The organism is Ruegeria sp. C5, assembly GCF_056537605.1.
In genome coordinates this window covers 1-25,015 of record NZ_JBQFRX010000009.1, presented here as the reverse complement: position 1 = coordinate 25,015, position 25,015 = coordinate 1, and the positions used below count along the sequence as shown (strand labels likewise).

Genomic DNA, 25,015 nt, shown 5'->3' with positions numbered 1-25,015 from the left:
TGGTCTGTACCCAGCCCAGAATGGGAAGCTAAATACGGAATATAGCAATTCAGAAAAATTGTGACTTCCAACCAGCGGCTACTCAATTGCAGTGCGAAATGTTGAGGTAAGCCGTTTGTTCAAACCGTAATGAGGTTCGGCTGAAGAACCGTAGTGCAATTCCGCCAATGCAGCGATGTCATTGAAAATGACTACGGAGCCGCCTTCTTCATTCGCATAAACCAGTAGTTTTTGGCAAAAGGCATCCAAACCAATTGCCGGAAAGCCCGCCATTGCCACGCCACCAGGTGCGGGTCCGCCGAACAGCAAGAGAACCGTATCCGGCAGCGCCACCCCCAGTTGGGAAGCTTCGGTCGCAAAATCGATTTCCCCAAACCAGACAGTATCGTCCTGCCCCATCACGGCTGTCCTGAGACGTTCGACTGCCTCTGGTACGCTGAGCTGAGATCGCAGTTCGATGACCCCATAGTCGGCAAATAATCCGCTGGTTGGCGCTGGTGCTGCATCCAAGCCGTTCAGAACTTCGAGCAGCTTGCTCTCAAATGCATTTAACGCTTGGGTGTCATTCAGACCATGCCGCACTTTGAGAAACTGAGAGTCTGTATAGGCAATCTGGGGGCGATCATCCTGATCGAAGGACAGAACGCGAAGAGGAAGGTCCAAACCTGCTCGTACGTTCTCTTCCAGAATGGGCGTGTTTATCTTTGGATCAGAGAAAATGAGTACACGTGATGCTGGCATTTCTACGCCTTCAGCTTTGGCCAAGCGCGCGTGATCTATCGATGCGATTGGAGTAGCTCCCGCTTCGGCAACGGCAGTCTCAAGCGCTAAGAAGTTTTCGTCCACCGCGGTCTGGACAGATGAAGATTGTGCAAAAGCGGATGTCGAAACTGATAAAGTTGCAATCATCGAGAAAATAAAGCCAAACCTCACCATTTTACCACTTCCTTTTTTTTCGTACTTTTTTCAGGGAAACCGCCGCCAGAGCCGCAAAAGCTATCTCGGCCGCAAGGTAAAAGAGAAGTATCCCGTTCGGAACTCCATCGATAAGAATGCTTAGTATGCGTCCAACGGCCAGTCCCGACATAAACAAAAATAGAACCCACAGCGCGGGGCGTTGTAATTCTGGTTTCGAAGCGGCCGCCAACCAAAACAACGCGTTTGCCAGGTAAAGACCCATAATCGCTCGGAACACGTGGGTTTGGTTCGTCCCTTCCACCGGAAATCCCAGCAAAACTGGGATCGAACTGCCGGGCATCAGGCCATATGAAAACGCAATTGGCACGAGGCCGACGGCAGCAAGCAGAAGGACTAATCTAGCACTCATGGAGGACTCCTGCTCGTAGAGGTTTCGCTTTTTTGCGAAATTCCTAGTCGGTTTTTTGGGGCATCCGATGATTCGAGCCGGATGCCCAAACAGCACTCAGAAAGGCATATTGTATGCCTCATCAACCTTCTGAGAGATGACACCTTCGGTTGATGTCTATTCGTCAACTTAACCTTGGTTGGAAACCAGCTTCCCACTCGGAAGAATTCCTCTAAGGCTTCAAGATGTGCCTGGCGCTACTGCTGCTTTCGTTTGACCGAAATAATGCAGCCAGAGTGTTTTGGATGCCGAGCAGGTACATCCCGTGCCATTGCGTCCACGTTTCCGAGGTGCCGCAACGCTCCGTTGTTCAGCAACACGCCTCGCCCAGCATCATACCGGCGCTGTCCAAATCCGCTGGCTACGCATTCCCAGTCTTCCTTGGCTGCCGCGTCGCGGAATCTCGGTAGGTCGTGCGGGTCATGTCGTCCAGGTGTTGCTGCGACGTGATCGTGTTTCTTCGCATTACTTTGGTGGGTTACATGGTGGGTCACTTGTGTTGTGTCAGGTTGCTGGACAGTACCGGTTGTCGGCCTCGGCTTGGGGCGCATGATTGTCACGACGCCTTGAGGTTTCGGATGTCCTGGGACGGCCACGTGAGTTGCCGTCGGTTTTGGTGTCAACTGTGGAACCTGGCCAGGAACCGCCGTGGGAACCTGATTGGGGGTTGCGGTTGGGACAAGCGGTGGTGTCGCCGTAGTACCGCTGGGTTGCGGAACACGGCCGGGCACTGCGACCGGAATCTGGTTTGGTGTTGCAGTCGGGACGAGCGGTGGCACAGCAGTTTGTCCAGTGGGTTGAGGTGGGACCTGACCAGGAACTGCGACTGGTATTTGGTTTGGTGTTGCGGTGGGCACAAGTGGCGGCACCGCTGTTGGGCCGGTGGGTTGAGGCGGAACCTGGCCAGGGGTAGCGACCGGAACTTGATTGGGAGTTGCAGTCGGAACTTGCGGGGGCACCGCGGTGGGACCAGTAGCCAATGGCGGAACCTGATTTGGAACAGCTGTCGGAACCCGGTTTGGTGTCGCGTTTGGTGCCAGAGGCGGAGTTAGGGTCGGCGCCACTACCGGCGTGGGAACCTGACCAGGAACCGCTATTGGTGTCGCAATAGGAACCTGACCGGGAACTGCGTTCGGGACCGCGCCCGGCGCAAGGACTGGAACAGTAACGGACGTGGGCGTTTGCTGCGTTCCCTTAGGCGGCAACTGATTTGCCACCGGCTGAGTTGGGCCAGTAACTTGATTACCTGCCCCTTGCCCACCAGCCTGCCCGCATCCTTGGCTCGACTGGTGTGGGTTCCCTACGCCTCGGCACCACCCGTAGTGATTTCCGCGGGCAAAGACCTGAGTAGCGGCCAGTTCTGCAATTAGACAAGTTGCGGTAAGTACAGCAATTCGGTTCAGTTTCATAACATCCTCACCAACTTGTTGTCAGAGCAAGATACGCGCCAGGATCGCCAGAGTCGGTCAAAGGGCCGTCTCTCAAAGGGACACCGACATATCCGGACAGGAATAGATTTTGCTTAAACTCAATGTCCAACCCGAGACCTGTCGATGCCAGTGTAGCATTGTCAACTTCAAAACTCGCAGGGTCATTGTTCGAGATGTAACCCACGTCGAAAAAGGCAAAGGGTGTTAAGCGATGTATGCTCTGGGAACTGGGGAAGTAGGAATGAGACACTTCGAAAATCGCGGAAATCCCGGAATCACCATCCACTTCGTCAAAACGATATCCGCGCAAAGCATAGCGATCACCAAGGAAGTACTCCTCTACAGAGGGCAGCCGGTCTGTTGTGTACTGTCCCCAAATCTCGGTGCGCCAAGCTGTGTTGGGCGACAAGCCCGTTAGAGGGCTTTCGTATCCGACGCCGCCTCGTAGATGCCAGAACGAGGAGTCTCCGTCGTCAAAACTCGCGTCTGTCGTTTCATTGTCATTATCGCCGAAAGATAAGGTTAATCCCGCTTCCAGAGCTTGTCCTTTTGAATAGTTTTGCCCGTAAAGATATGTAAGGCCAACGACACTTGCGTCACTGGATAAAGGAACGCCGCCACTGACGGAATCCGCTTTTGAAAGGCGATAATCCAGCAGAAAGTATCCATATCGGGCTACATCTCGTATCACGGGGTAACCCATCGCAACGGTGAAGTTCTCGCCGTCAATTTCTGTTCTCGCAAAATTCCCTGAGAGGTCACGTTTTGCGTTTATGTTCCCGTAGAAGACCTCACCGTACAGACCATTGCTGTTCAGCGGCGTGCGATAGGTAACAGCTCCCCACAAAGAATGCTCATCGTCTTTGTCCCAATTGTAGTTGCCTGAACCCTCAAATCGCAGCAAATCCCCAACGGTCAGCGTTGAGTAAAACTCTTGTACGACATAGAAACTGAGCGCTTCCCCAAGCTCACGCGGAGGGTTGTCTAGTGTCGCACTACCGGCTTGTTTGCGCAGAGGTTCTCCCAATACTCTCAGCCGAGCACCAGCCTGATCCGGGTAATCAAGTTCGGTCGACACGTCCAAATCGGGTATGTCCTCGGCTAGCATAACCGCCCGCTCAAATCGTTTGAGAGTTATTGGATATGCTGTGGTGAGGGGCTGAAAAATCTTCTCTAGTGTTTGAAACGTGCGAGTATCTACGCCTTCAATTTCGATGGTTTGAATGCGCCCTTCATCAACAATTATGCTTTGCCCATCGGGACCGGGCCAGGCCTCAGCCAAGAAGTAACCATCTTCTCGGTAGATCTGAGTGATCGTTGATGCGACCTCCACCGCTGTAATGCGCCCTGACCGATTGAAGGCCAATTGACCGGCAAAAGTTAACAGCTCATCCGCATCATACACCGTTACGCCGCTGACCGAGTGCTGGGACGCGATGTCCCAGGTTTGGGCAATGCTACTTCTTGGAACTGATGCAGTGGCCACAAGAGTGCAAATGATCGCAAAAACAACTGAGCTGAATACGCGCATTTTTGACAACCTTAAAGTGACTGAGCCTGTTGAAGTCCAATGTTATTATGTGGTTCGCATGTGTGAACCTGACGCTACTCGAATGTATTGATGGGTGATGTTTTTAAGAAACACAGTGAACAGAACGCAGATTTTCTAAATACGCGGCACATACGACGGCGCTCAATTACACAACCCGGCTTTTCAACAAGTTAGAGTAGAGAACTAGTAGGACAGTCCTCACAATTCCGGTTGCTCAAAAACATAAAGCCGCGATTTCTTGGCATCGTCTGTCAGGATATAGAGAAGCCCTCTGGTCTCATCGAGCGCGATCCCTTCGGGATGTTTAACTTCTTTTTGTTTTCCATCTTCTGTGAACGTCAAACTGATAGACTTTACGGACTTGGACTCTGGATTGTAGACGAAGATCTGACGGCTTTTGTCACTCACAATCCAAAGAGAACGCGAGGACCGGGACCATGCCAGGCCACTCAAATCCAGTTCATCATCATCTACACGCTCGGAGATAAAACCTGCATCGCGGGCTAAAGGAATGATCTCAAAAATTTCGTCTAGCTCTGGCGATAACACCATTAACAACCTTGGTTGTCCCTCAATGCCAACGAAGACCCGCCCGGATTCCGGGTCAACGGCGATGCCTTCGGGTCCCTTGTTCAATGGGTTGCCGACGAGTAATGCAGCGGCGGTCGGGTAACCTTTAAGAGATGCGAGAGGTATTGTCGTCAGTTGAATGGGGTCAGTTGGGTGAACGACTAGGATTGATCGGTCAGTTTCTTGAAGCACCAAAACAGACCCATCCTTTCGAGGTGCAACACCCTCCAAATCTGATCCTGCCAATGCTGGCAACTTGAAAGAGTTTCCTAATACCCCGTCGACTCCGAGTAGGTGCAGTTTAGGTTCGGCATCACTTACAGACCACAAGAAGCCTTCAGCGTTAGACATTGCCAAACCGGAAGGCTCTGAAAATCCCTCTGATTTGTCTGCCACCTTGAATTTATCGACCAGAACCAAACCAGCACTTTCGGCGTAGGCAAAATCGGTCCAAGGCAAGAAGGCTGCCGCAACCAAGCTGGCCGTAAAAGCGAGTCGTCTAAGTTTGCAGAAACACCGTGAAATTTCAGCTTTTGACGAAAACACTCTGTTTTCTGTCATTGGATTCTCTCGCGCTTGGACCACATCCCTGTATCAGCGTTCGTATCACAGTCCGGATACGATGTCCGAAGAATGCACTGTAATCTCTTTACCTGATCCCGCCTGTTGCGATTGAATTGAATAGGGCACGATGTGCCTTTGGTTAAGCGTAAGCCTTTGGCGTGAGCAGGAAGGAAGACAAGTTGAATACGACCCTCACATTTGTGACCGTGTTGTTGATGCTGCTGTTGCCAGGTGCTGCGGTGTCACAAGTCGACCCTGCGACGATGCTGGCCGGGGCTTCGGGGTCGGAAATCGTTATCGAACGCCGGTGGACGCAGTTTCGTGGCAAACAAGAACTGTATTTCTTTACTCTCGATGTGATCGTCACGATCATTCTGGCTGGCTTGATCGTCTATCATCCGGTGAGACGTAAAGCTCGTAGAAGCGTCGGCGACATAATTATGCCAAGGCTTTTCTTCCTTTATGCGCTTATCGGCATGGCGGTTGGGTTCCTGGTAGTCCAGCACGGGTCAATGATTGGTTTTGTTATCTTTGGTATCGGCGCGTTGCTCAGGTTCCGCTCCAATCTGGATGATCCTGTCGATACAGTCGAAATGATAATCGTAACGGTTCTTGGTCTTGCAGTCGGTTTGGGCTTGCCGTTGATGGCCACTTTGGTGGCGATTGTGTGTTGGTGCTTCATTTGGCTGGGAGGGCGAAACAAGGGCGTGGAAGTTTCGCTCAAAGCTTCAGATGAAGAGCACTCATTGAAAGTCAGCGGTGCCATTGAAGCCATGGCCGCAGACGCCGGCTGGAAGCTGGTCAGAAAACACCACGTTCCCGGAAAATCTCGCGTTTCATTGCTTTTCATCACCTCGGGTGGACTGACGGAAGCCCGGATCGAAGAGATGATAAATGATCTGGTCCCTGAAAAAGTCGAACTGAAACTCAACCTCTAGTCATTTCACAAGGTCTAAGCGTTTCAACACCGCATTCGGGGATCTGATCTCTTTCGGGAGCGACTTGAAGTTTACCGACCTTTCGAAGTCAGGGCCTCGATATACGGCTATCCCAAACTCTCCGTTCGGCTGGAACGTAACATGAGTGAAGCTGTGAGGTGATCTGGCGCTATCGCCAATAAGCCGCCGCGGACCACCTCCCAAACAAGCTTGAGAGACATAAGCCACACCGTCTTTCCAACCGGGGTAGAAGGCATGATGGTGGCCTGACAGATGCAGAACAACACCGCTTTCCAGATAGATTTTTTCAAGTGTTGGGTCACCGATGATTTCGCGTTCGCGCTGGATCGCGAACGGCCAAAGTGGGAGGTGACTGAAAGTGACAATCGGGTCTCCGTCTGCACCCAATTCCTGTAACCGGTCCTGCTGGTCACCGGATAGGGGTCCTAGGGTCGTTGCATCCAAAGACGCAAACGTAATGCCCTGCATCTCAAATGCGTAGAAGAACGGGTAGTCATCTGAAACCAGGAAGTCGACGCCTGGTTTTCTCGGCGTCCATTCCTCTGCGTATATTTTCCTTTCACGCTCGAACCCTCGGTAGGCGGAGGCATCATGGTTTCCAGGTGTGACCGCAAATGGAATGCCGGCAGCCTCTAATGGATCTGATACGGCCTCGTGAAACGCATTCCACATCTCCCTGACCTGTTTGTCGGACAAGTTGGGAATGCGCTGTCCCGCAACCATATCTCCGGTCGAAATAACCAGATCTGGATCAATCTCGATTATGCGCTCAATCGCCTTGTCGACGCGGGCATCGTATCTTACCGAACCATAGCTTCCATTCAGATCCGATATGACGATGACATCCAATGCCGCCGCTTTGCAGGCGAGCAGAGCGGTCCAAATGAACACCGCAATAAGAGCAGAACACCTACGGTACATAACAGTCCACAGCCTCTAACTCGGTGCCGTTTCTCAAAAAGAATGCGACAAGATCCAAGTCGAACATCAAATCGCCATTTGAACAATTGCTCTGAAGAATGGACGTTGCCAGCGCAGTATTTTTGACAACTTGTGCAATCTGACTGTCTGACAACCCAAAGCTTTGCGATAGCCAGTCATAGACTGGGCCTTGGGATTGAAGGTCACTATTCAATGCAACCAAGCGCCGATACGTGCTTGGAGAGAAGTGGCGAATTTTCTCCAGCATTTGAGTAGATTTCGCGAAGTTGGCGTATTCGACACGCCCACCAGCATCGTTGTCGTTTAGATTGCTGCGACGGATCAATAATGCGTCGTCGGGAACGTCTCCATCGTTTGGCTCATGGTGCTTGGCTTTCTTATGCTTCAGCTTTCCGTCTTCGACCCAATACCAATAGGGTGTGAAGTCTATGTTTCCTACGCGGTCCTGCTGGCTAAAGATGAAATCGAGGAGTACAATCTCGGTAAGTTCTTGCATCCAAAATGCCATCTGTTGGTCGCTGACATCGGGACCGAGATCCTTGTTGATCATCCGGTCTCTTCGACCTTCTCCGACGCCCTCTACAATGGCCTCTGGCAAGGGTTTTGAAGAACGCAAAGCCAAGAAAGCAGGAGTTTCCTGAAAATCGCGGTTCTGACCTTTCCCCCAACCAGATTTACGGGTGCCGTTGATTTCCGAGCCGTATCGATGCCCAGGGCTATCAAGCAGCACACCGTATATTTGCGTTCGATCTGCGGTGAACAGATCGTCGGTTGGCTGGTATGAGTTCGGGTCAGCATCCGCAGCTGCGAAGACCCGCCAGCCTTCGTGGTTCATGCGCCCGCCATGAGAGCCACCAGAAATCGCAAGGCCGGGCTCGGCGACCTCGGAAAAATGCGCCTGGGCGTCCATGCTACGCCAAACTGCGACTGGAACTTTTACAGTCGCGTCGAAATATCTGGAGAAATGATAGTAAAGCAGCGACGAGGTTGAAAACGTTCCACTGGTGCCTTTTTGGTTCATGGTGGACTTGAATTTAGCCACCCTGTCCTTAGCCAGATCTTTTGCCGCCTTCCCCTCTTTGCAAGCGTTTCTCTCGAATTCAGAACGGTTCCCCGTGTAGGGTCCTTCCGAAATATCGTAGACAGCCATTCCTGGGCTGGTGCTCCAGGTTTTTGGACAAATAGCAATTTCGGAGGCATAGAAATCGATCTCGCAATAGGCCGTTTCTTCCTCAAGATCGCTTTTCTTATACGCGCCCGTTGGAACTTTGTTGATCCGAATACAGCGTTCAGTAACGCCGTTGGGACTATCAAATGTCGTGGCTTCACCTAGAACATCGTCGTTCGCCCACAAGACGGTGGGTGCAATGAAAGCAAGTGACCCCAGAAGATTGAACTTCATTTGGATAGTCCTCCCAATATCATTTGGGGCAAATCGCTGCCTGTTGTTCGGTGGAGATCTTCAACTTTGGGTCGACGCTGAAGTTGGAGAATTTTGAGTCAATCCACTGGTTGCATCCGCCTGAACAAGGCGCCCCGTTTCGGGCATCATTCCAATATTCCTTGGCCTTTTCTTCCGACCAACCACAAAACTGAACGAGCGCCATCGCCGACAATGCACCTGAGGAATGAACGCCCCACATGCAGTGCACCAAGACAGGGCCTTTTCCAGGGTTTTCAATCACCTCGTGTATGGACGCCATGACAGCACCGGGTCGGGAGGATCTGGCGCTTTGATAGACAAAGGATCCGTCTCCGCAACTGGTGCGACCGTATTCAGTGTTTTTGCCGAAGTCGGCATAAAACCCGGTTGAAAACCCTTCACTGCACAGAGTTTCGCGTTGACCGTCACTTAGGCCTGTTCGATCCTTGTCGCCGCCCTTGAAACCGGATCGATACAACACTCCGCTTAAGACTGGACGAAAGAAAGCGACACCATCAACGCCTCCATCACCACCCTTTGAGAGCATTTGACTGTTACTTGGACCGCCATTTCGACTGGTCACGTCAGAATTCGCAGCGGTTGCGAGAACACCAATGAATATGAGGGACGCCAAAAACCGCATGCCAACTCCTTTCTATTCTTAAACCTTTGATGCTCAAACTATTGCGACCTAATAGTCTCTCGGAAAGGCTAGTTCACGACAACCATATCAAGTGGGCAGTTAGCTTTCCGCTGTGAAACTTTAGATGGGCCACACCAGATTGATGATAACGACGACTACGAAGTAGGCTAGAACAACTTTCCAGTTCCATTGGTGCTTGTTGTCTTCGTTGATCACGCCAGCCGATTTTAATGCCAGGTTTGTGATTACTAGAGCGGCAATGATGACCGCTGCATGTGCCAGGTCGAATTGCAAGTTAGAGCTCCTTCTTTCAGATTTGGGATTGATGGAGTTTTGTCAGCAGTCACTTGATGGCAGCATAGCTACATCTGAGTACCTTCCCTCGGATGTCGTGATCCGAGCACATGCACCAGTATCCTTGTTAAACCAGTACGAGGTCAGACCTTCGCTTCGGATGAGTTCAAATCCGAGACTTTGGATGCCCATTTCAGCTTGGCCCGCTCTTGCCCCTTCAAATGACGAAAGATCGCTAGCGCTGCCTACAGTTGGTGCACTTGCATCCACCGATCCGTCACTCTCGTCGCATGCTGCAAGCGCAGCAGTACACGCCGTGCCGATCACAAATAGGAACTTGGGTTTCATCTGTTTTTCCTAGATTCTTTGGGAATACATTTCCGGGTTTCTGGTTGATCACCTATTCAATTCCGAAAATTACGTTGTAGTCGACGGAAGAGTTGCTGCGATTGATAACCTCCACAACATGATCACCAGATTGCCAAAGCTGCCCTCGATACTCCTTGTCCGCCGACATCAATCCCAACAGTTCAGAACCATCGGGGTTGCGAATAACGTAGTCCAAGGAGCCATTTCGCGGAGCAACGCGGACGTAAAGAAACTGTTCGTTTTTCGCACCAAGAACATATTGCTGCGACGCTCCGGGCGCGAGTTCACCAACGAGTTCTGCGCCAGTGGAACCAGGATCAAATTTGACACGCTGGCTACCAGTAGAACCTGCGGAACCTGCCATGGCTCCACCGCCATCATCCATCGCCTCGACAACCGACATCTCTCCAATGCTTCCATCCTTGTACGCAATGCATCGCCAAAGTGTTCCACCTGCATCACGCAGCATGACGAGCGTACCAGCTTCCGAGAACTGAGAGCTTTCAATCGTTCCGGATTGACCGTCTGGTCCACCAACCTGCCGCAAATGGTCGATACAAGCGTCGTCGGCTTCTGACATTGCAAAAGCAGCTGTGCTCGCGATTGCGAACATGGGTGTGAGGAGCTTGAGTAAAACGAGTTTCATCAGATGGTTCCCTGTTGGCTTGTCCTTACTGTTTTGTTCCGTACAAAGCGGAACCTCATTTAGCTTCTCGTAACTTTGACAGAAACTCATCGCATGCCTGTGCGCTGCCGACGATCTCGCCTGTCGTTTCAATTCCTTGCAGAGATGCCATCTCGGAATTTACGCGATTGAGGATCTGATCCGCTTGCTCGGCGGTGATAAGGTTCTCGGCTTGTGCTCCTTTCAATGTGGTGCAGACACCGGCGGACAAGCCTGTCGCAACACCGACACCCACCGCGGCCCCGCCACCCAAGGTCATAGCCCCAACCACGCCAAGGATGAGCCCGATCACAATTCCCAAGATCACTTTTCCCATGTTTTCCTCCCTTTTGGTGAGACAGAGGTCCGCCTTCATTTCTGGTGTAAACTGCGAGCCCACCTGCAAATGAAAACCAGCGCCAAAATGTTGAGCACCGGTGCAATCGCCGCGAACCATGGCTTGGCGGACTCCGAAACTAAGTCCGCTATAAGTATCCAAGGTAGTCCCAACGGCAGTAGGAACGCTCCGGACAAAGGGTCTCGTTCCTGTCCCAACCAGCCAAATGTGCCCGTCAAGAATGCAACCAACGCCAACAGGTACAGGACCGAGAATACGATGATGGTGGTTCTACAAACCAAGTCGAGCCTCAGAAGACCAAGTCAGTGCTGCGCAGCCGATTTCAGCTACGCAGCAGACAGGTCACAATGCGCCTTCGTCGCCCAGGAACTCGATTCCAGCTGTTGCGCCATCACTGTAAGCAATGCAATTCCAAGGAGCACGATCCTCGCCTACGCCTACAGTAACCTGTGTTCCCGCCTCGCTAAACGCGGATGAGAGCACCACGACTTGCGAATTGTTCGTCGTGTTGGCTACATCTCGCAAACACGCCTGCTGAGCCGGCGTGAGTTCGGCGGACGCGTTTGATGTACTCGTATCGTCGCAGGCAGCAAGCAGTGCGAAACATGTCGCGCCCGCAATCATCACCATCTTGTTGGTCATCTTCTTCTCCCTCTGGTTCCCTTGAAATTAGTGAAATTGGATGCGCTTGTTTGAAGCTCTCGCGTCTGTGCAGCCAATTGAACATACCTTGATCCCGTGACTACCTTTCCCAAAACTTGCCGCGGTGGGCTTGGTCGGCGGGACGATATTTCGTTGACTATCGGCGCCGACATTAACGTGTGAAGGCCGAATGAAGTCGCTAGCAAATGCTAGAGCAAACTCTGGAAAGAGAGCGAGTACCTTAAGTCTGAGCATCGCGTCCTCCCAGCGCTCAATCATTGTAAAATGCCTTCCGACCGCTAGCACTCACTCCAGCAGTCGAAAGGGCTCGGCACAGCGAGCAGCAACGACAACAACGGAGGTAAAATAAAGTTGTGTCGAATTCGCATGTTTGAATCTAATTTTTAATAAATCAATATTTTTTCCGCGCGTAAATTTCTCTACGCTCTCGTACGATATGCCTCTGCGTTCAAACAAAAAAGTAAGTGGGAGCTACGAGTGTGTTCCCCTGAGCGGCGAAGCGATTTGAGGCCGCACAAAAACAATGAAGGGATTGAAAGATGGGATTTGGTGAAGCCGTTAAGACGTGTTTCTCGAAATACTTCCAGTTCTCCGGTCGGGCTATTCGCTCAGAATACTGGTGGTTCTTCTTGTTTGTGGTTCTCGTGAGTGCTGGTTTAGCTGTGCTGGATACGATCATATTCGGGACCAACCCTGAAACGGGGCAGGGATCTCGGGTTCTGTCCTCTGTTTTCCAACTGGCCGTTCTCATACCTATGCTGGCCGCCGGTTGGCGGAGGCTGCATGATACTGGACGACCTGGCTGGTATTTGCTGCTGCCGATGGCGCTCAGCATTACAACGCTTTTTGTTATGCTGGGTGGGGTAGCGTTCTTTTCAGTATTGGAGCAAGGGACCGAAAATCCCGATGCATTGCGAGGACCTGCGGCCGTCCTGGGTGTGACCGGTATCGTTGTTGTCTCAATCCTTCAATTGGTTCTGTCCATTCTGATGATCTGGTGGCTGACACGACCTTCCCAAGAAGGCGCAAACGAATACGGCGAACCTGTTTCCTGATCTGGCTGTCCGGGCAATTGGCTGGAACTTCTGCTGAACGACAGTGCGAACCGTAACTCAATGGAGAGAAAAAATGAGCTGCAAAACCATTTCCATTGGAATGCTACTGATGGCAGTGGCGACCACAGCATCAGCGGAGTGGTCGTTCAGCTCCGGGCCCAACCCCAATGCGTTTATTCAGACAGGAAACATGACGCTGGAACTTCAGTGTGACCGTATTCGCTTTGCTCCGGCTGGATTCGAGGACAGCCAGGACATTGCGGACAAGCAGGGGCTTTCCATTCGTTTCTTGAAGAACGGCACCACCGAAGTTGGAGTATTTCAAGTTGGTGCCGAAAACGCTGACGTGCAGATCGTCGACAATTATCCTGTCGAGGTTAGTTTCAATAGCCAGCAGGATTATGGTTTCGTACTGGACCAGCTTGCGGCCAATGCATCCGTTAATCTGTCTATGATTGATCAAGATGTCAGCTACGGAATCTTTGACTTGAAAGGTTCCAGCGCAGCAATTCGGTCCCTTCGTTCTGCGTGCGATTCAGAAGTTAGCCAAGAGACCTCCTACGAAGCGCCCGAAGGCATCGTCTATTGTGGTGGCGGAGCGAAAAAACGCGTGATCGAACCCGTAATTTTGGACAATCCAGAGGGGGAGTGGGACGCGCGAGTAGCGGTTAACGGCGAGTCGATCAGAGCCATGACAGCCTACAGCTACTTCGGAAACTCTGAGCCACCGGCCGGATTTGTCGTCGCCCTTCTTGGTGAAGACAGGTCTGAATTTCTGATTTTTAACGAAGGCTCGGCAAACTGGCTGGAATACGGGGACTACAGGTATGAACAATGCAATTGAAGCCACCTTCCAACCGGCTTCCCAATTGGCAAGCTACTTGAAACGTTTGGTATCTGCGATCCTGCTTGGTTCGGGCCTGGTTTGGACCTCACCAGTTGTCGCGGCTGACGTTTCGCAACTTCCAACCGGTTTGCGAGCAAAGGTTGATCTGGCGGCGCAGGCATGCGCGGAGTTCAACAACGGTCAGTTTGACTTAGATTGGGGCGCGGTTGAAAGGGTCGATCTCGACGGAGATCTACAACGCGACTGGGTTTTGAATGAGTCTGGTTTTGCGTGTTCGAGCGCCGCATCTCTTTACTGCGGAACTGGCGGATGCATGTCGCACTTCTTGATTGAAGAGGAGGTTCAATCCTTGCTCAACCAGGGCTGGACGGTTGTTGATTTTGGGCGTCAACGCGTTGTTGTTGCGGATATTCATGGATCCAATTGCGACGGAATAAACCCAACGCCTTGCGTCACCGCCAGTGTTTGGGATGCGGACGCTAAGACGTGGCGCTCGTCTGCTGGCGATTGGGAATAAGTTGCATTTGAGAATTGCAGATAAGCCATAGGAGCTGGTTTGTTCGATGGGTTCTCTGTGGCACGCAAACTTATGGGCAAATCGTGCAAAGTTATGCGCAAATACCGCGCAGAGTTATGGGCAATCTTCCAAGATTTTCTTCAATGAAATCAATGTTGGGAATGCAGCGTTATGAGCGCACCTACAGCGGGTTTAGGGGCGCCCAAAGTTTTGCATTTCGCCTAAAGATTTGCATCTTTGGCCCAAAGCCTTGGGCGCAATAGCCACCCACTGATTTTCGAATTCAAAGCTAATTTCGCACAGTGCAAATTTTGGTTGGCCCAATGCTATGGTCGTGGCCCCCGTCAAGCTTGAGGACTGCTGCTTCCAGCCCAAACCGGACATTCGAAACTAGACTTTACAAGTCCAGAGAAACGCGACTAAGCGCCTATTCAATCCGCTCAATCCAATGGCAGCTTACAAGCTAAATTGCCTGATCTTGGAGCCCGGTGTTCATCTTCGTTAGAGGCTCTTGCAAAGAAGACCGCCCGGCGTTTGTGCACGTTTGTAGTAAAGATCCTATATCGAACTGCAAGAAAGGAGTTTCGGGACAAGTTCCTCTGCAAGGGAGGCGACTGCGTCCACTCGTGCGATGCGCCGCGAGCCAGGACGGAACGTCAGATAAACTGAATATGGGCGCGAGACGTGATTGGGCAAGCAGCGGACAAGCCGTCCTTCTCGCAAGGCCTCACCCAACATGAACTCAGGCAGAAACGCATATCCCTGCCCCGCCATGGCAAGATCAAGTAAGACAGAAAAACTCCGTGTGGCAAAGGGTCCGCTTACCTTGATGGTTGAGACATCGTCTGGGGAAAAGAAGGTCCAGGTAGTGTTGGCAACATCACCTCTGAAGGTGAGACAGGGTTGGTCCTTCAGGTCGTCTAGTGTGTTGATCGCTGTCTGGGCTGCAAGCTCGGGTGACGCGACGAGCCAGCAACGAAAGCTGCCAAGCTGCTTCGCGACCAGTCTGTCATCTTCGAAAGTTCCGATCCGGAATGCCAAATCCGTATTGGGATCCTGCATATCCTCGAAATCATAAGCCGGACGCATGACCAACGAGAGATCTGGAAAGCGCTCTTGGACGGCCGGAAGAATTACTGAAGCAATCACCGAGCCGAATTCCGCTGTTGCGGCGAAGTTTACCTGACCCGAGACGTCCCCCCGTTCTTCACGGGCGATGTCACCAAGCAAATCAATGTCAGCCAAAATGGACTGGATACGCTGGCTCAGTCGGACGCCTGTCGGGGTGAGCTTGACGGACCTTCCGCTCCGCTCGACCAACTTCACACCAAAATGGTCTTCCAACCGCGATATGTGCCGGGACACACCCGATTTCGCCATGTTGAGTTGATCGGCTGCAACGCTGATCCCACCGAGCCGCGCGACGGTGTGGAAGCTGACCAAGGCAGGTATGCCAATCGTTCTAATATCCGCAACCATCAGTTCAATTTGATACCTCTGTTGCTTTGAATTGGCAATCTTTAACTTCGAACCATCACGGGCCCCGTTGAAGGGCCACATGCAGGAGAAAAGACATGAACATACTCGTTACAGGTGCCAGCAGCGGATTTGGAAATCTGATGGTGGCGGATTTGGTCAAGGCCGGGCATCGCGTTGCCGGCTCTGTGCGCGATCCTGGAGGACGCAACAAAGAGGCCGCGCAGACCTTGCGCAATCTCGGCGTTGAGGTTGTCGATATCGATGTGACAGACGATGCTTCTGTTGAAGCGGGCGTGGCCGCGGCAGAGGGTGCTCTCGGTCAGATCGATGTATTGGTCAACAACGCCGGGGCTGGTGCACACGGTCTGCAAGAGAATTTTTCTGGCGACGATTTTCAGCGCGTCTTTGACGTCAATGTCTTTGGTGTTCAGAGGATGATCCGCGCCGTCCTACCCAAAATGCGGGCACGGCAATCTGGGCTGATCTTGAACGTCACTAGCCTTCTTGGCCGCGTGACAGTGCCCTTCCTTGGCCCTTACAACGCGGCGAAATGGGCCGTGGAGGCACTCAGCGAAAACTACCGCTGGGAGTTGAGCCAGTTTGGTGTCGATGTCGCTGTCATCGAGCCCGGCGGCTTCCCCACGAACTTCTTCACCAACCTCATTCAGCCGTCTTCGCGCGACCGGGATGCAAGCTATGGCGAATTTGCCGGAGCGCCCGAGGCCATGCTGCAACGCATGGGGGAATCCCTAGCCAACAACCCGCTACAGGTTCCGCAGATCGTGTCGGACGCGGTGCTCGAGGTGATCCATACTGCGCCTGGGCAGCGGCAGTTTCGCAATGAAGTGGACAAGAGCGGTATGGCAGACCCTGTCATTCCGATGAACGTGCAAGCGGAAAAGGCAACCGAGGTGCTCTTCACCGCCTACGGTATGGAAGGTATGATGAAGCTTAAAACTAATGTTGCCAACGCGGCCTAAAAGCAACGGCAGGTCTGGGGTTTTCCGGGCCTGTCGATCCAACACGGGAATAGGAGGAGCCTAGCCGATGACACACCCCGCATTTACCTCAGACTCTGTGGCCGTGATCACCGGGGGTGCTTCAGGCATTGGCCTCGCCGCCGCAGCGAAGTTCGCTCAGATGGGCATGCGCATTGTTATTGTTGATCAAGACACCGAGAAACTGGCTGCCGCGGCAAACATGGTATCCGCCGCCGGTGCGGCCGATGTGATGACGTCTGAGACAGATGTCAGTGATCGCGCGCAGTTAGAGGCGTTGGAACGGATGGTAGCAGACCGCTACGGCGGGGCAGACATCTTAATGAACAACGCTGGTGTCGGCGGCAAATCATCGACCATTGGGGACGCCACGGCTTGGGATAAGATGCTGGGCGTAAACCTTTGGGGTCCGATCCATGGCACTCAGGTATTCGCGCCAAATATGATCGCGCGAAACAGGCCAGGTGCAATAATCAATACAGGGTCCAAGCAAGGTATCACCACACCTCCGGGCAACCCGGCTTACAACGTCTCAAAGGCAGCTCTGAAAGCATTCACCGAGGCGCTATCACATGAGCTGAGAAACGGTCCCGGCCATCAGATCACAGCGCATCTCCTTGTGCCTGGCTTTGTTTATACTGGTATGATCTCCCTGCCTGAAAAACCTGCCTCCGCTTGGACCGCAGAGCAGACGGTCGACTTCTTTGTCGACAGCGTGAACCGCGGGGACTTTTACATCCTCTGCCCCGACAATGATGTCTCACGTGATGTCGATGAGAAACGCATTGCCTGGAGCGTGGGAGACGTCATCGAAAATCGCCCCCCACTAAGCCGATGGCATCCAGACTATAAGGAGGCTTTCGAGGCGTTTATGGCGAAGGCTGACTGATCATCGTAACAGCCCACCACTCAGGACGAGTTAATGATTGAAGACCGTCCGGCGGCCCTACGGGTTAGGCGGTGCCTTTCAATTCGCGTTTAGTCTATCGTGAACAGCTCCTGCCTTTCAGCAACACCGCGCAATCTGTATTGCCCCAGGGAAACAAGACTTGGAATGGAGTTCACCAAGTCGCCGGCCACCTTGTTGGAGACGATAATGTTCTGATCTAGTGCGCTGCACATGCCAAGAATGCGCGACGATGTGTTGACTGCCGGGCCGACCACTGTGAAGTCCAAGCGGGTTCTGCCGCCAATGTTTCCATAAAGAACATCGCCGGCGTGCAGCGCAAGAGTGAAGCCGGTCGTTGGTAAACCGTCCGCTTGCCGTCGTTGGTTGAGTTCGTCAAAGGTATCTCGCAACTCCGCTGCTGCGTGAATTGCAACGCGGCGCGCATCCGGAACTTGATTGATATCGAAGATGGCAAGCATTCCATCTCCCATGAACTTCAGAACATTGCCGCCATGACGTTCAACAACGTCAACAGCTTCCGCAAAGTAATCGTTTAGCAATTCTATTATTGAATGTCCCGGAAGCGCCTCTGACAATTTGGTAAATCCTTGTAGATCAAAGTACCAAATCACCGCTGAAATCGTTTCGGATGAACCTCGGGTGATGTCCCCGGAAAGAACCCGCCTGCTGGCGTCTTTTCCCAAGTACGCGGCGGTTATGTCTTCAGCCATCAGCCTGTTTGCCCCACATTTCAGCGTCAGGCAAAGTGGAGATATCAGTTGACGCAAACCGTCAAGTTGCTGGCTTGTGAAACCCCCGCTCGCGTCGGTTGCCAATGAAATAATGGCACCTTCCTTGGCCTGTATTGGATCGACAGGTGTAGCATTATTTGGAAGAAGGAAGAACCGTTTGACAGCGAAGTAGTCTGTGGCACCGCGCTCGCGAAGTTCGTCGAAGATCGGAAAGTTGAGCGCGGGTTCTTCGACTGTCAGATCTTGCCTGATCTCTTCAACGTTGTTTGCCAAAAGATAGTAAATCGGGCTTAGTACGTATTCCTCAGGCGCATCCGTTCTTCGGACAAAGTTCTCTCGCTCGTTGCCGCCATCCCTGTGCCAGCGAAAAGCGACGGTTCCAATCTCGGGATGATGAGCGCGAACAGTGATGTTTGCTCTTTGAAGTGGAATTCCTGCCGAAACAAGACGGTTGCAGAATGCTTCAAGCCAGAGCTCCACAGGCGCATTCTCCAAGCCCTGTTGAACCAGCCAATCGGCTATGTCCTTAACGGCGGCGGTCAGTTCCCAGTTTTGGACTAATGGAGCTGCCATGATGTCCTCTTAATGAGCTATCTGAACAGTTAGTTTTCAGTCTAATTCACTTCAGGCACACATCAAATTCAATTCTCCCACTGCGCTCGCAGCCCGAAGCGAACATTCCAAACTGAACTTTGCAAATCCCGACAAACGGACAAAGCTCCAATTCGCTACGTCAACGCCAAAGTCTGCTTTCGGGTTAATGCTCGTGATTGCAAAGCTGGTGATCAGCCAAGGAAGCTAGAACATAGCAATCTTCTGATACGCCATCGCCGTCTGTCTGACGTCAGCGCCCATGGGACAGTTTAGATCGATTTGATAAGAGAGGGTTTCTGGCTCATCGTAACCGCCAAGGAGTGGAGATGAGAAAGAAACCCGGAACCAAGCAGAGCCACGGTTAGAAGGTCATAAAGGACATTCGCCGTGCGACCCGCAAACAGTATTCCGCAGAAGAGAAGATTAGGATCGTGCTGGACGGCCTAAAAGGCGAGGACAGCATTGCAGAGCTGTGCCGTCGTGAGGGCATCGCGCAGAGCGTTCCCTACTTGGCAAGTAAAATTGACTGAATATGATTGATAACGATACGGAAAATCCATTTGTGTGTATTTTAGAAAGTGTGAAAGTTCATTTCGCATTGTGATGCTTAGATAGGCTTATGAATTTGTCATCTACCTCTCTTTGGGTTGGCAGAATCCAGGTTTCAGCAGATATCTCGTCCGAGAAAACAGCGGCGTAAGCAGGCCCGATGTCTATTGGCCTTATCTGCCGCGCAGAGTTGGTCCTTCGTATTTGCTGGTAGTCAGGTAACGTTAGTTTGGGAGTAAGATATGGAATTACCAACACTAACGTACGAAATGATAGCCGTGCTGAGTCTATTGTCTTTTACGGTCTTACTTTTTGTTACCGAAATCATACGGATCGATGTTGCAGCAATTCTTGTTATGGTTCTGCTTGGTGCACTGAGCTATCTCCCGGGGCTAGGTAATCTTGCAGATGTATCCAAGCTCTTTGAAGGGTTTTCCTCGAACGCTGTGATGTCTATCATCGCAGTTATGATAATCGGGGCGGGGCTTGATAAGACGGGGCTCATGTCAAAGGTTGCGGCCCTGATCCTCAAGTATGGAGGCACGACAGAGGCTCGGATAATCCCGATTATTTCAACTACGGTTGGTGTGATCAGCTCTTTCATGCAGAACGTGGGAGCTGCTGCGCTTTTTCTACCTGTTGTGAGCCGCATCTCAGCACGTACGGAAATCCCAATGAGTAGGTTGCTGATGCCCATGGGGTTTTGCGCGATACTGGGTGGTACCATCACACTAGTCGGGTCGTCCCCCCTCATCCTGTTGAATGACCTGATTGTTTCGGCAAACTCATCCCTTCCTTCTGACCAGCAAATGGAGACATTTGGGCTGTTTTCAGTCACGCCTATCGGTGTGATGCTAGTGCTGACTGGGGTGCTTTACTTTGTGCTCTTTGGTCGTTGGGTTCTCCCTGCACGGCGCGATCGTGGAGAAGACGCAAGCTCAGCCCGGTCCATGCAGACCTATGTCGAAAACACCTATGGGCTAAGGGCTGATATGTTCGAGATACGTGTTCCTGAAGGTTCGATCATCATCGGGCAAACGCTCGCAGATCTAATGGTCGCCCATAACATGTACATTCTTGGCACATCTTATCGCGGCCACAAGGTCATCGCGCCGATGGCAGATACCAAGATCGAAGCCCCGGCGCGGCTTGCAGTACTTGGCCTGCGTCGGGTGGTTGAGCAACAGTTCGCTGAGCCTTACGGCTTGGAGATCCTACCCCAACTAGATGTCTTTGCGGATGATTTTGCCGCGACGCAGTCTGGGGTGGCAGAAGTTGTTATTCCACCCGGTTCTTCAGTGATCGGCCAAACTCCGATTGATCTGCGCCTCCGTCAGACACATGGTTTGTCTCTGCTGGCCATTCAGCGCGGCGAAGAAACACTGAGCCATGTTGAAACCGAAGATCATTCAGCAACGCATATCGGGCAAGTCCCTTTGCAGGTCGGTGATACGTGTGTGGTTCACGTGCAGTGGGACCGTCTGACACGACTGAAGTCGGACAGGGATTTTGTTGTCGTAACTTCAGACTTTCCCCAAGAAGAGCTACGGCCACACAAGGTCGGCTGGGCGCTTGCTTTCTTCCTAATAGCGTTGAGCTTAATTCTGTTTTCCGATCTGCGCTTGTCATTATGCCTGTTGATCGGCGCTATTGGGATGGTGATGAGCCGGGTGCTCTCGATTGACGAAGCCTACGAGTCGATAAGTTGGAGTACTGTTTTTCTACTCGCTTCACTGATCCCGCTAGGTCAGGCCGTTCAGAACACCGGCACTGCGGATTGGATTGCAGCGCATGTGTTGACCCTTCTGAAGGGGTGGCCGATCTGGTCTTTGCAAGCAGGGATTGCCGTTTTGGCAACGGCGTTCACGCTGGTCATGTCCAATGTAGGCGCAACTGTCCTGCTGGTGCCACTAGCAGTTTCTATTGCCGTATCCGCGGGTGGCAATCCGGCTGTGTTTGCTCTCACGGTGGCAATATCAACGTCCAACTCATTTTTGATCCCAACACACCAAGTGAACGCGTTGATCATGGGCCCGGCAGGCTACCGGGTGGTCGATTTCGTTCGCTCAGGTGGAATCATGACTCTACTTTTCTTGGTTGTCTCAATGACCGGACTTGCGCTCTTCTTCTGATGCGCTTCTTGGCGATCCGCATTGATGAAATCTGGTTCAGCTCAGAAGAACTGGCAAGATGAGGTCTTTGAGACCAATCCTTTTGTTGGAGCGGCAAATCCGAGATCTATACAAATGGACCTTCGCTGCGAGCAAGAGAAGAAGGGCGGCGAACAAAAATGCAAACCTGACGTCGATATACGCTGGTACTGGACCGTTTCTGTTTTATCGATCACTGTTGCTTGGCCAATACCGTCGGCATATTGGAGAGTTCACAATGAAGTTCCTTCGAACACCTGACCATCGGTTTGACGGGTTGCCAGATTTCGCATTCGGCCCGAATTATCTTGATGTGGATGATGCCGAAGGCGGTCTTCTCCGACTGCATTATTTGGACGAGGGACCGGCCCATGCATCACCAGTATTGTTGATGCATGGAGAGCCAACCTGGTGCTTCCTTTACCGGCGCATGATTCAGTTATTCAAGGACGCGGGCCATCGAGTTCTGGCTCCTGATTTGATTGGGTTTGGACGGTCGGATAAACCAACAGAGCGATCCGATTACACCTACCAACGCCATGTAGACTGGATGTCCGAGTGGTTGCGGAAAGTTGACCTGACGGGCATCACGTTGGTTTGCCAGGACTGGGGTGGTCTAATAGGCTTGCGGTTGGTTGCAAGTATGCCCGAGCGGTTCTCGCGCGTAGTTGTGGCAAACACGGCCTTGCCCACCGGTGACGCACCCTTGAGTGAGGCATTTCTTTCTTGGCGGGAATACTCGCAGTCCGTGCCTGAATTTAATTCGGGACGCATTGTATTCGGCGGCACATCATCCAAGATTTCCGATGAAGAAGTCGCAGCATACAACGCACCGTTCCCAGATGCGCGCTATCTGGCAGGCGCTCGAGAGTTTCCAGTGTTGGTGCCCGACTCGCCCGACAATCCAGCTTCAGAAGCCAACCGAGCCGCATGGAAAACCTTCAAGACCCTCAACACTCCGTTTCTGACTGTTTTTGGAGAAGATGACAGGGTCATGGCTGGAGTAGACAAACTGTTCCAAAAGTCGATCCCTGGGGCAGTTGGTCAAAATCATACAGTTGTGCCAAAAGCCGGGCATTTCATTCAAGAAGATGCCGGCACAGAGCTAGCACATGCGACTTTGAAATTCATTGAGCAGACATAGCGGCTATCAGATTAGTGTCTTCCCCTGCGGCCTCAACTCACACCAAATTTGCGACGCAGATGCTCAGCTAAGGCTGTTATGCGACGTGGTTGGGCCCGGCTCGGTGGAAACATCATTTGCAAAGGTTTCGGCGGTGGGAGGAAGTCGCGCAAGACAGAAACAAGTCTGCCAGATCGAACATCGTCGCCCACATCCAGTTCGGACTTCAAGACGACCCCATGGCCTGCAATCGCCCAATCGCGGATGAGTGAACCATCATTGACAATTCGATTTCCCTTTACCGATACGCGCTGGGCATTTGGTCCTGATCCAAACTCCCAAACGTTGTCGATCATGTCGCCAAACCTCATCACCAAGCAGTTGTGGTTTAATAGATCTTCTGGTTTTTTAGGCGTTCCGAATGAGGCCAGGTAACTTGGGGACGCACAAACGAAACGTTGGTAGCTTCCCAGATTTCTCAACCTGAGTGAGCTGTCCGTAATGTTGCCGAAGCGAACGGCGAGGTCGAAACCCTGGCCTACGAGGTCGACATAACCGTCCGAGAGGGACAGTTCGATTGAGACGGCAGGGTTCTTTTCGGTGAATTCGGCAATAACCTCGGAAACAAAGCTCCGTCCCAAGTCAATGGGCGCGCTTATGCGAATTGGACCAGACAGAGTTTCGGCGCCGTGCCGAACAAGTGTGTCCAGGTCCGCAACCTCACTGAGAACGTTTCTTGCTCCATTAGCGAGTGTCCGGCCTTCTTCGGTCAAGCTGATAGAACGGGTGGTGCGGTTGAACAAAACCACGCCGTAATGTACCTCCAGAGCCGCGAGCCGTTCGGACACTGTCGTACTCGACAACCCTGTCTCACGCGCTGCGGCCACAAGACTGCCTTTCTCGGCTATGGTCAGAAACAAGCGAAGATTGTCTAAAAGCATTAAACGGAATTTCCGGATTATATGTTCGATCTTGCCCTGTTTATCCCGAAAGAACTGCGGCGTAAATCTTGCGCATCGCTCAAGAACACATGGGACCTATTCCAATGGCCAAGCTGACAATCGTCGCCAACATCAAAGCCAACCCTGACAAAATTGACCTCGTAAAGGCCGAGCTCATCAAGCTCATCGACATAACCCGAGCCGAAGAGGGTTGCATCAACTATGACCTGCACCAGGACAACGACAACCCGGCTCATTTCGTGTTCTACGAAAATTGGGAAAGCCGAGAGCTTTGGCAAACCCACATGGGTGCTCAGCACCTTGCGGCTTACCTGGAAGCAACAGAAGGCGCCGTTGCAGAATTCACGCTAAATGAGATGACAGTCATCGGTTGATAAAGAACCGGACAAAGGAGCACGTTATGAAAGCCGTGGGATACCTTAAGACAGGGTCGATTGATCGGGCGGACGCCTTAATCGACTTCGAGGCCGATAAACCGACGCCGAAAGGGCACGACTTGTTGGTGAAGGTGCAGGCCGTGTCAGTGAACCCAGTCGATACGAAAATTCGGCAAAAACGTGCTCCTGTAGGTCCAGCACCTGATATTCTGGGGTGGGACGCAGTAGGGATCGTCGAAGCAGTTGGCGAAACGGTTGAGACTTTCAATCCGGGAGATACTGTTTGGTACGCCGGGGCAATAAACCGGCCGGGAACCAATGCCGAGTTTCATCTGGTAGATGGACGTATTGTCGGAGCTGCGCCAAAATCGATACCTGCAAAGGCAGCTGCGGCGATGCCGCTAACGACGCTTACTGCCTTTGAGATGCTTTTCGACCGCTTGCGAGTGCAAGATGCCGTTTACGGCGGAACCAATACGTTGCTGGTTATTGGTGGCGCAGGTGGTGTCGGGTCAATCACGATTCAATTGGCGCGGGCTCTCACTGAATTGACAGTGATAGCGACGGCGTCCCGACCCGAGACACAAGACTGGGTTCGAGAGCTTGGGGCACACCATGTCATCAATCATGCGGAACCTTTTGGCTCACAACTCGAGGCGCTAGGTATCGAAAGCGTGGATTTCATCTATTCAACAAACCAGTCCCAGCTGTATGCTTCCCAAGCTGGAGAGGTGATGACACCTCAAGGTCGCTTTGGGTTGATCGATGATCCTGAAACCTTCGACATCGCGCCGTTCAAACCCAAATCGATCTCATTGCATTGGGAGTTCATGTACACTCGGTCGCTTTTTGGGACTGAAGATATGAACCGTCAAAGCGAAATCCTGAATCAGGTCGGCGGTTTGATAGACAATGGAAAGATCAGA

General features: G+C 52.2%; 23 protein-coding genes and 1 pseudogene. 11 read left to right on the top strand and 13 right to left on the bottom strand.

All coding sequences use genetic code 11. The features are described 5' to 3' along the window. Positions 1–78 precede the first annotated feature (78 nt). The 4 genes from ACR0AW_RS19820 to ACR0AW_RS19805 all read right to left on the bottom strand — a co-directional run bounded on the left by ACR0AW_RS19820 (position 79) and on the right by ACR0AW_RS19805 (position 5,479). Entirely contained in the window at positions 79–936 is an 858-nt protein-coding gene (locus tag ACR0AW_RS19820) for a DUF302 domain-containing protein (protein WP_170734123.1), read from the bottom strand. Between the two features lies 1 nt (position 937). Further along, entirely contained in the window at positions 938–1,327 is a 390-nt protein-coding gene (locus ACR0AW_RS19815; RefSeq protein WP_170734122.1) for a DUF4345 domain-containing protein, read from the bottom strand. A gap of 1,455 nt (positions 1,328–2,782) precedes the next feature. Further along, positions 2,783–4,327 (bottom strand): ShlB/FhaC/HecB family hemolysin secretion/activation protein, encoded by a 1,545-nt coding sequence (locus tag ACR0AW_RS19810; RefSeq protein WP_170734121.1) that lies wholly within the window; start codon positions 4,325–4,327, stop codon positions 2,783–2,785. Between the two features lie 219 nt (positions 4,328–4,546). Then, positions 4,547–5,479, bottom strand: a complete 933-nt coding sequence (locus ACR0AW_RS19805; protein ID WP_170734120.1) for an SdiA-regulated domain-containing protein — start codon at positions 5,477–5,479, stop codon at positions 4,547–4,549. Between the two features lie 215 nt (positions 5,480–5,694). Between ACR0AW_RS19805 and ACR0AW_RS19800 the strand changes: the two genes are divergently transcribed. Then, positions 5,695–6,420 (top strand): DUF4956 domain-containing protein, encoded by a 726-nt coding sequence (locus ACR0AW_RS19800; RefSeq protein WP_170776372.1) that lies wholly within the window; start codon positions 5,695–5,697, stop codon positions 6,418–6,420. Here the strand turns inward: ACR0AW_RS19800 and ACR0AW_RS19795 are convergent, their stop codons facing one another. The 6 genes from ACR0AW_RS19795 to ACR0AW_RS19770 form a co-directional block, all read right to left on the bottom strand. Continuing rightward, complete coding sequence (locus tag ACR0AW_RS19795; protein WP_170734118.1) at positions 6,421–7,332, bottom strand: metallophosphoesterase; 912 nt, start codon at positions 7,330–7,332, stop codon at positions 6,421–6,423. Positions 7,333–7,351: 19 nt separating this feature from the next. After that, positions 7,352–8,785, bottom strand: a complete 1,434-nt coding sequence (locus ACR0AW_RS19790) for a hypothetical protein (protein ID WP_170734117.1) — start codon at positions 8,783–8,785, stop codon at positions 7,352–7,354. A 784-nt stretch (positions 8,786–9,569) separates the two neighbouring features. After that, on the bottom strand, positions 9,570–9,743 hold the full coding sequence (locus ACR0AW_RS19785; protein WP_170389728.1) for a hypothetical protein: 174 nt from the start codon (positions 9,741–9,743) through the stop codon (positions 9,570–9,572). A 400-nt stretch (positions 9,744–10,143) separates the two neighbouring features. After that, the gene (locus tag ACR0AW_RS19780; RefSeq protein WP_170734116.1) at positions 10,144–10,758 is read right to left on the bottom strand and encodes a hypothetical protein; all 615 of its coding nucleotides are present in this window, start codon (positions 10,756–10,758) and stop codon (positions 10,144–10,146) included. 55 nt (positions 10,759–10,813) lie between these two features. Then, positions 10,814–11,233 carry a hypothetical protein gene (locus ACR0AW_RS19775; protein ID WP_170389732.1) on the bottom strand — a complete coding sequence of 140 codons (420 nt, stop codon included), beginning with the start codon at positions 11,231–11,233 and terminating at the stop codon, positions 10,814–10,816. 243 nt (positions 11,234–11,476) lie between these two features. Further along, positions 11,477–11,776: a hypothetical protein gene (locus ACR0AW_RS19770; RefSeq protein ID WP_170734115.1), complete on the bottom strand. Its 300-nt coding sequence runs from the start codon at positions 11,774–11,776 to the stop codon at positions 11,477–11,479. Positions 11,777–12,336: 560 nt separating this feature from the next. On the opposite strand from ACR0AW_RS19770, the gene ACR0AW_RS19765 reads away from it, so the two are divergent. The 3 genes from ACR0AW_RS19765 (at position 12,337) to ACR0AW_RS19755 (ending at position 14,216) form a co-directional block, all read left to right on the top strand. Then, entirely contained in the window at positions 12,337–12,852 is a 516-nt protein-coding gene (locus tag ACR0AW_RS19765; protein ID WP_170734114.1) for a DUF805 domain-containing protein, read from the top strand. 73 nt (positions 12,853–12,925) lie between these two features. Next, entirely contained in the window at positions 12,926–13,696 is a 771-nt protein-coding gene (locus ACR0AW_RS19760) for a hypothetical protein (RefSeq protein WP_170734113.1), read from the top strand. Then, positions 13,680–14,216, top strand: a complete 537-nt coding sequence (locus ACR0AW_RS19755) for a hypothetical protein (protein ID WP_170734112.1) — start codon at positions 13,680–13,682, stop codon at positions 14,214–14,216. Before ACR0AW_RS19760 ends, ACR0AW_RS19755 begins: the two co-directional genes overlap by 17 nt. Positions 14,217–14,774: 558 nt before the next feature. On the opposite strand, the gene ACR0AW_RS19750 is transcribed toward ACR0AW_RS19755, so the two are convergent. Further along, positions 14,775–15,695 carry a LysR family transcriptional regulator gene (locus ACR0AW_RS19750; protein WP_170734111.1) on the bottom strand — a complete coding sequence of 307 codons (921 nt, stop codon included), beginning with the start codon at positions 15,693–15,695 and terminating at the stop codon, positions 14,775–14,777. A gap of 95 nt (positions 15,696–15,790) precedes the next feature. Here ACR0AW_RS19750 and ACR0AW_RS19745 point away from each other — a divergent pair, with 95 nt between their 5' ends. Both ACR0AW_RS19745 and ACR0AW_RS19740 read left to right on the top strand, forming a co-directional pair. Further along, the gene (locus ACR0AW_RS19745; protein ID WP_170734110.1) at positions 15,791–16,675 is read left to right on the top strand and encodes an SDR family oxidoreductase; all 885 of its coding nucleotides are present in this window, start codon (positions 15,791–15,793) and stop codon (positions 16,673–16,675) included. A gap of 67 nt (positions 16,676–16,742) precedes the next feature. Further along, a complete protein-coding gene (locus tag ACR0AW_RS19740) occupies positions 16,743–17,582 on the top strand; it encodes an SDR family NAD(P)-dependent oxidoreductase (RefSeq protein WP_170734109.1) in 840 nt (279 codons plus the stop codon). A gap of 89 nt (positions 17,583–17,671) precedes the next feature. Here the strand turns inward: ACR0AW_RS19740 and ACR0AW_RS19735 are convergent, their stop codons facing one another. Further along, positions 17,672–18,907 carry an adenylate/guanylate cyclase domain-containing protein gene (locus tag ACR0AW_RS19735; RefSeq protein WP_170734108.1) on the bottom strand — a complete coding sequence of 412 codons (1,236 nt, stop codon included), beginning with the start codon at positions 18,905–18,907 and terminating at the stop codon, positions 17,672–17,674. Between the two features lie 392 nt (positions 18,908–19,299). Here ACR0AW_RS19735 and ACR0AW_RS19730 point away from each other — a divergent pair. The 3 genes and pseudogenes from ACR0AW_RS19730 to ACR0AW_RS19720 all read left to right on the top strand — a co-directional run. Beyond that, positions 19,300–19,449 (top strand): annotated as a pseudogene (locus tag ACR0AW_RS19730) (transposase); the annotation flags it as partial. A gap of 270 nt (positions 19,450–19,719) precedes the next feature. Beyond that, on the top strand, positions 19,720–21,609 hold the full coding sequence (locus ACR0AW_RS19725) for an SLC13 family permease (protein WP_480439520.1): 1,890 nt from the start codon (positions 19,720–19,722) through the stop codon (positions 21,607–21,609). An 85-nt stretch (positions 21,610–21,694) separates the two neighbouring features. After that, positions 21,695–22,771: a haloalkane dehalogenase gene (locus ACR0AW_RS19720; protein WP_480439522.1), complete on the top strand. Its 1,077-nt coding sequence runs from the start codon at positions 21,695–21,697 to the stop codon at positions 22,769–22,771. Positions 22,772–22,803: 32 nt separating this feature from the next. On the opposite strand, the gene ACR0AW_RS19715 is transcribed toward ACR0AW_RS19720, so the two are convergent. Further along, positions 22,804–23,691: a LysR family transcriptional regulator gene (locus ACR0AW_RS19715; protein WP_170734253.1), complete on the bottom strand. Its 888-nt coding sequence runs from the start codon at positions 23,689–23,691 to the stop codon at positions 22,804–22,806. Positions 23,692–23,795: 104 nt separating this feature from the next. Here ACR0AW_RS19715 and ACR0AW_RS19710 point away from each other — a divergent pair, with 104 nt between their 5' ends. Both ACR0AW_RS19710 and ACR0AW_RS19705 read left to right on the top strand, forming a co-directional pair. Then, a complete protein-coding gene (locus ACR0AW_RS19710; protein WP_170336714.1) occupies positions 23,796–24,086 on the top strand; it encodes a putative quinol monooxygenase in 291 nt (96 codons plus the stop codon). Positions 24,087–24,112: 26 nt separating this feature from the next. Then, positions 24,113–25,015 (top strand): zinc-binding alcohol dehydrogenase family protein (locus ACR0AW_RS19705; RefSeq protein ID WP_480439524.1); only part of this gene is annotated, 903 nt, incomplete at its 3' end.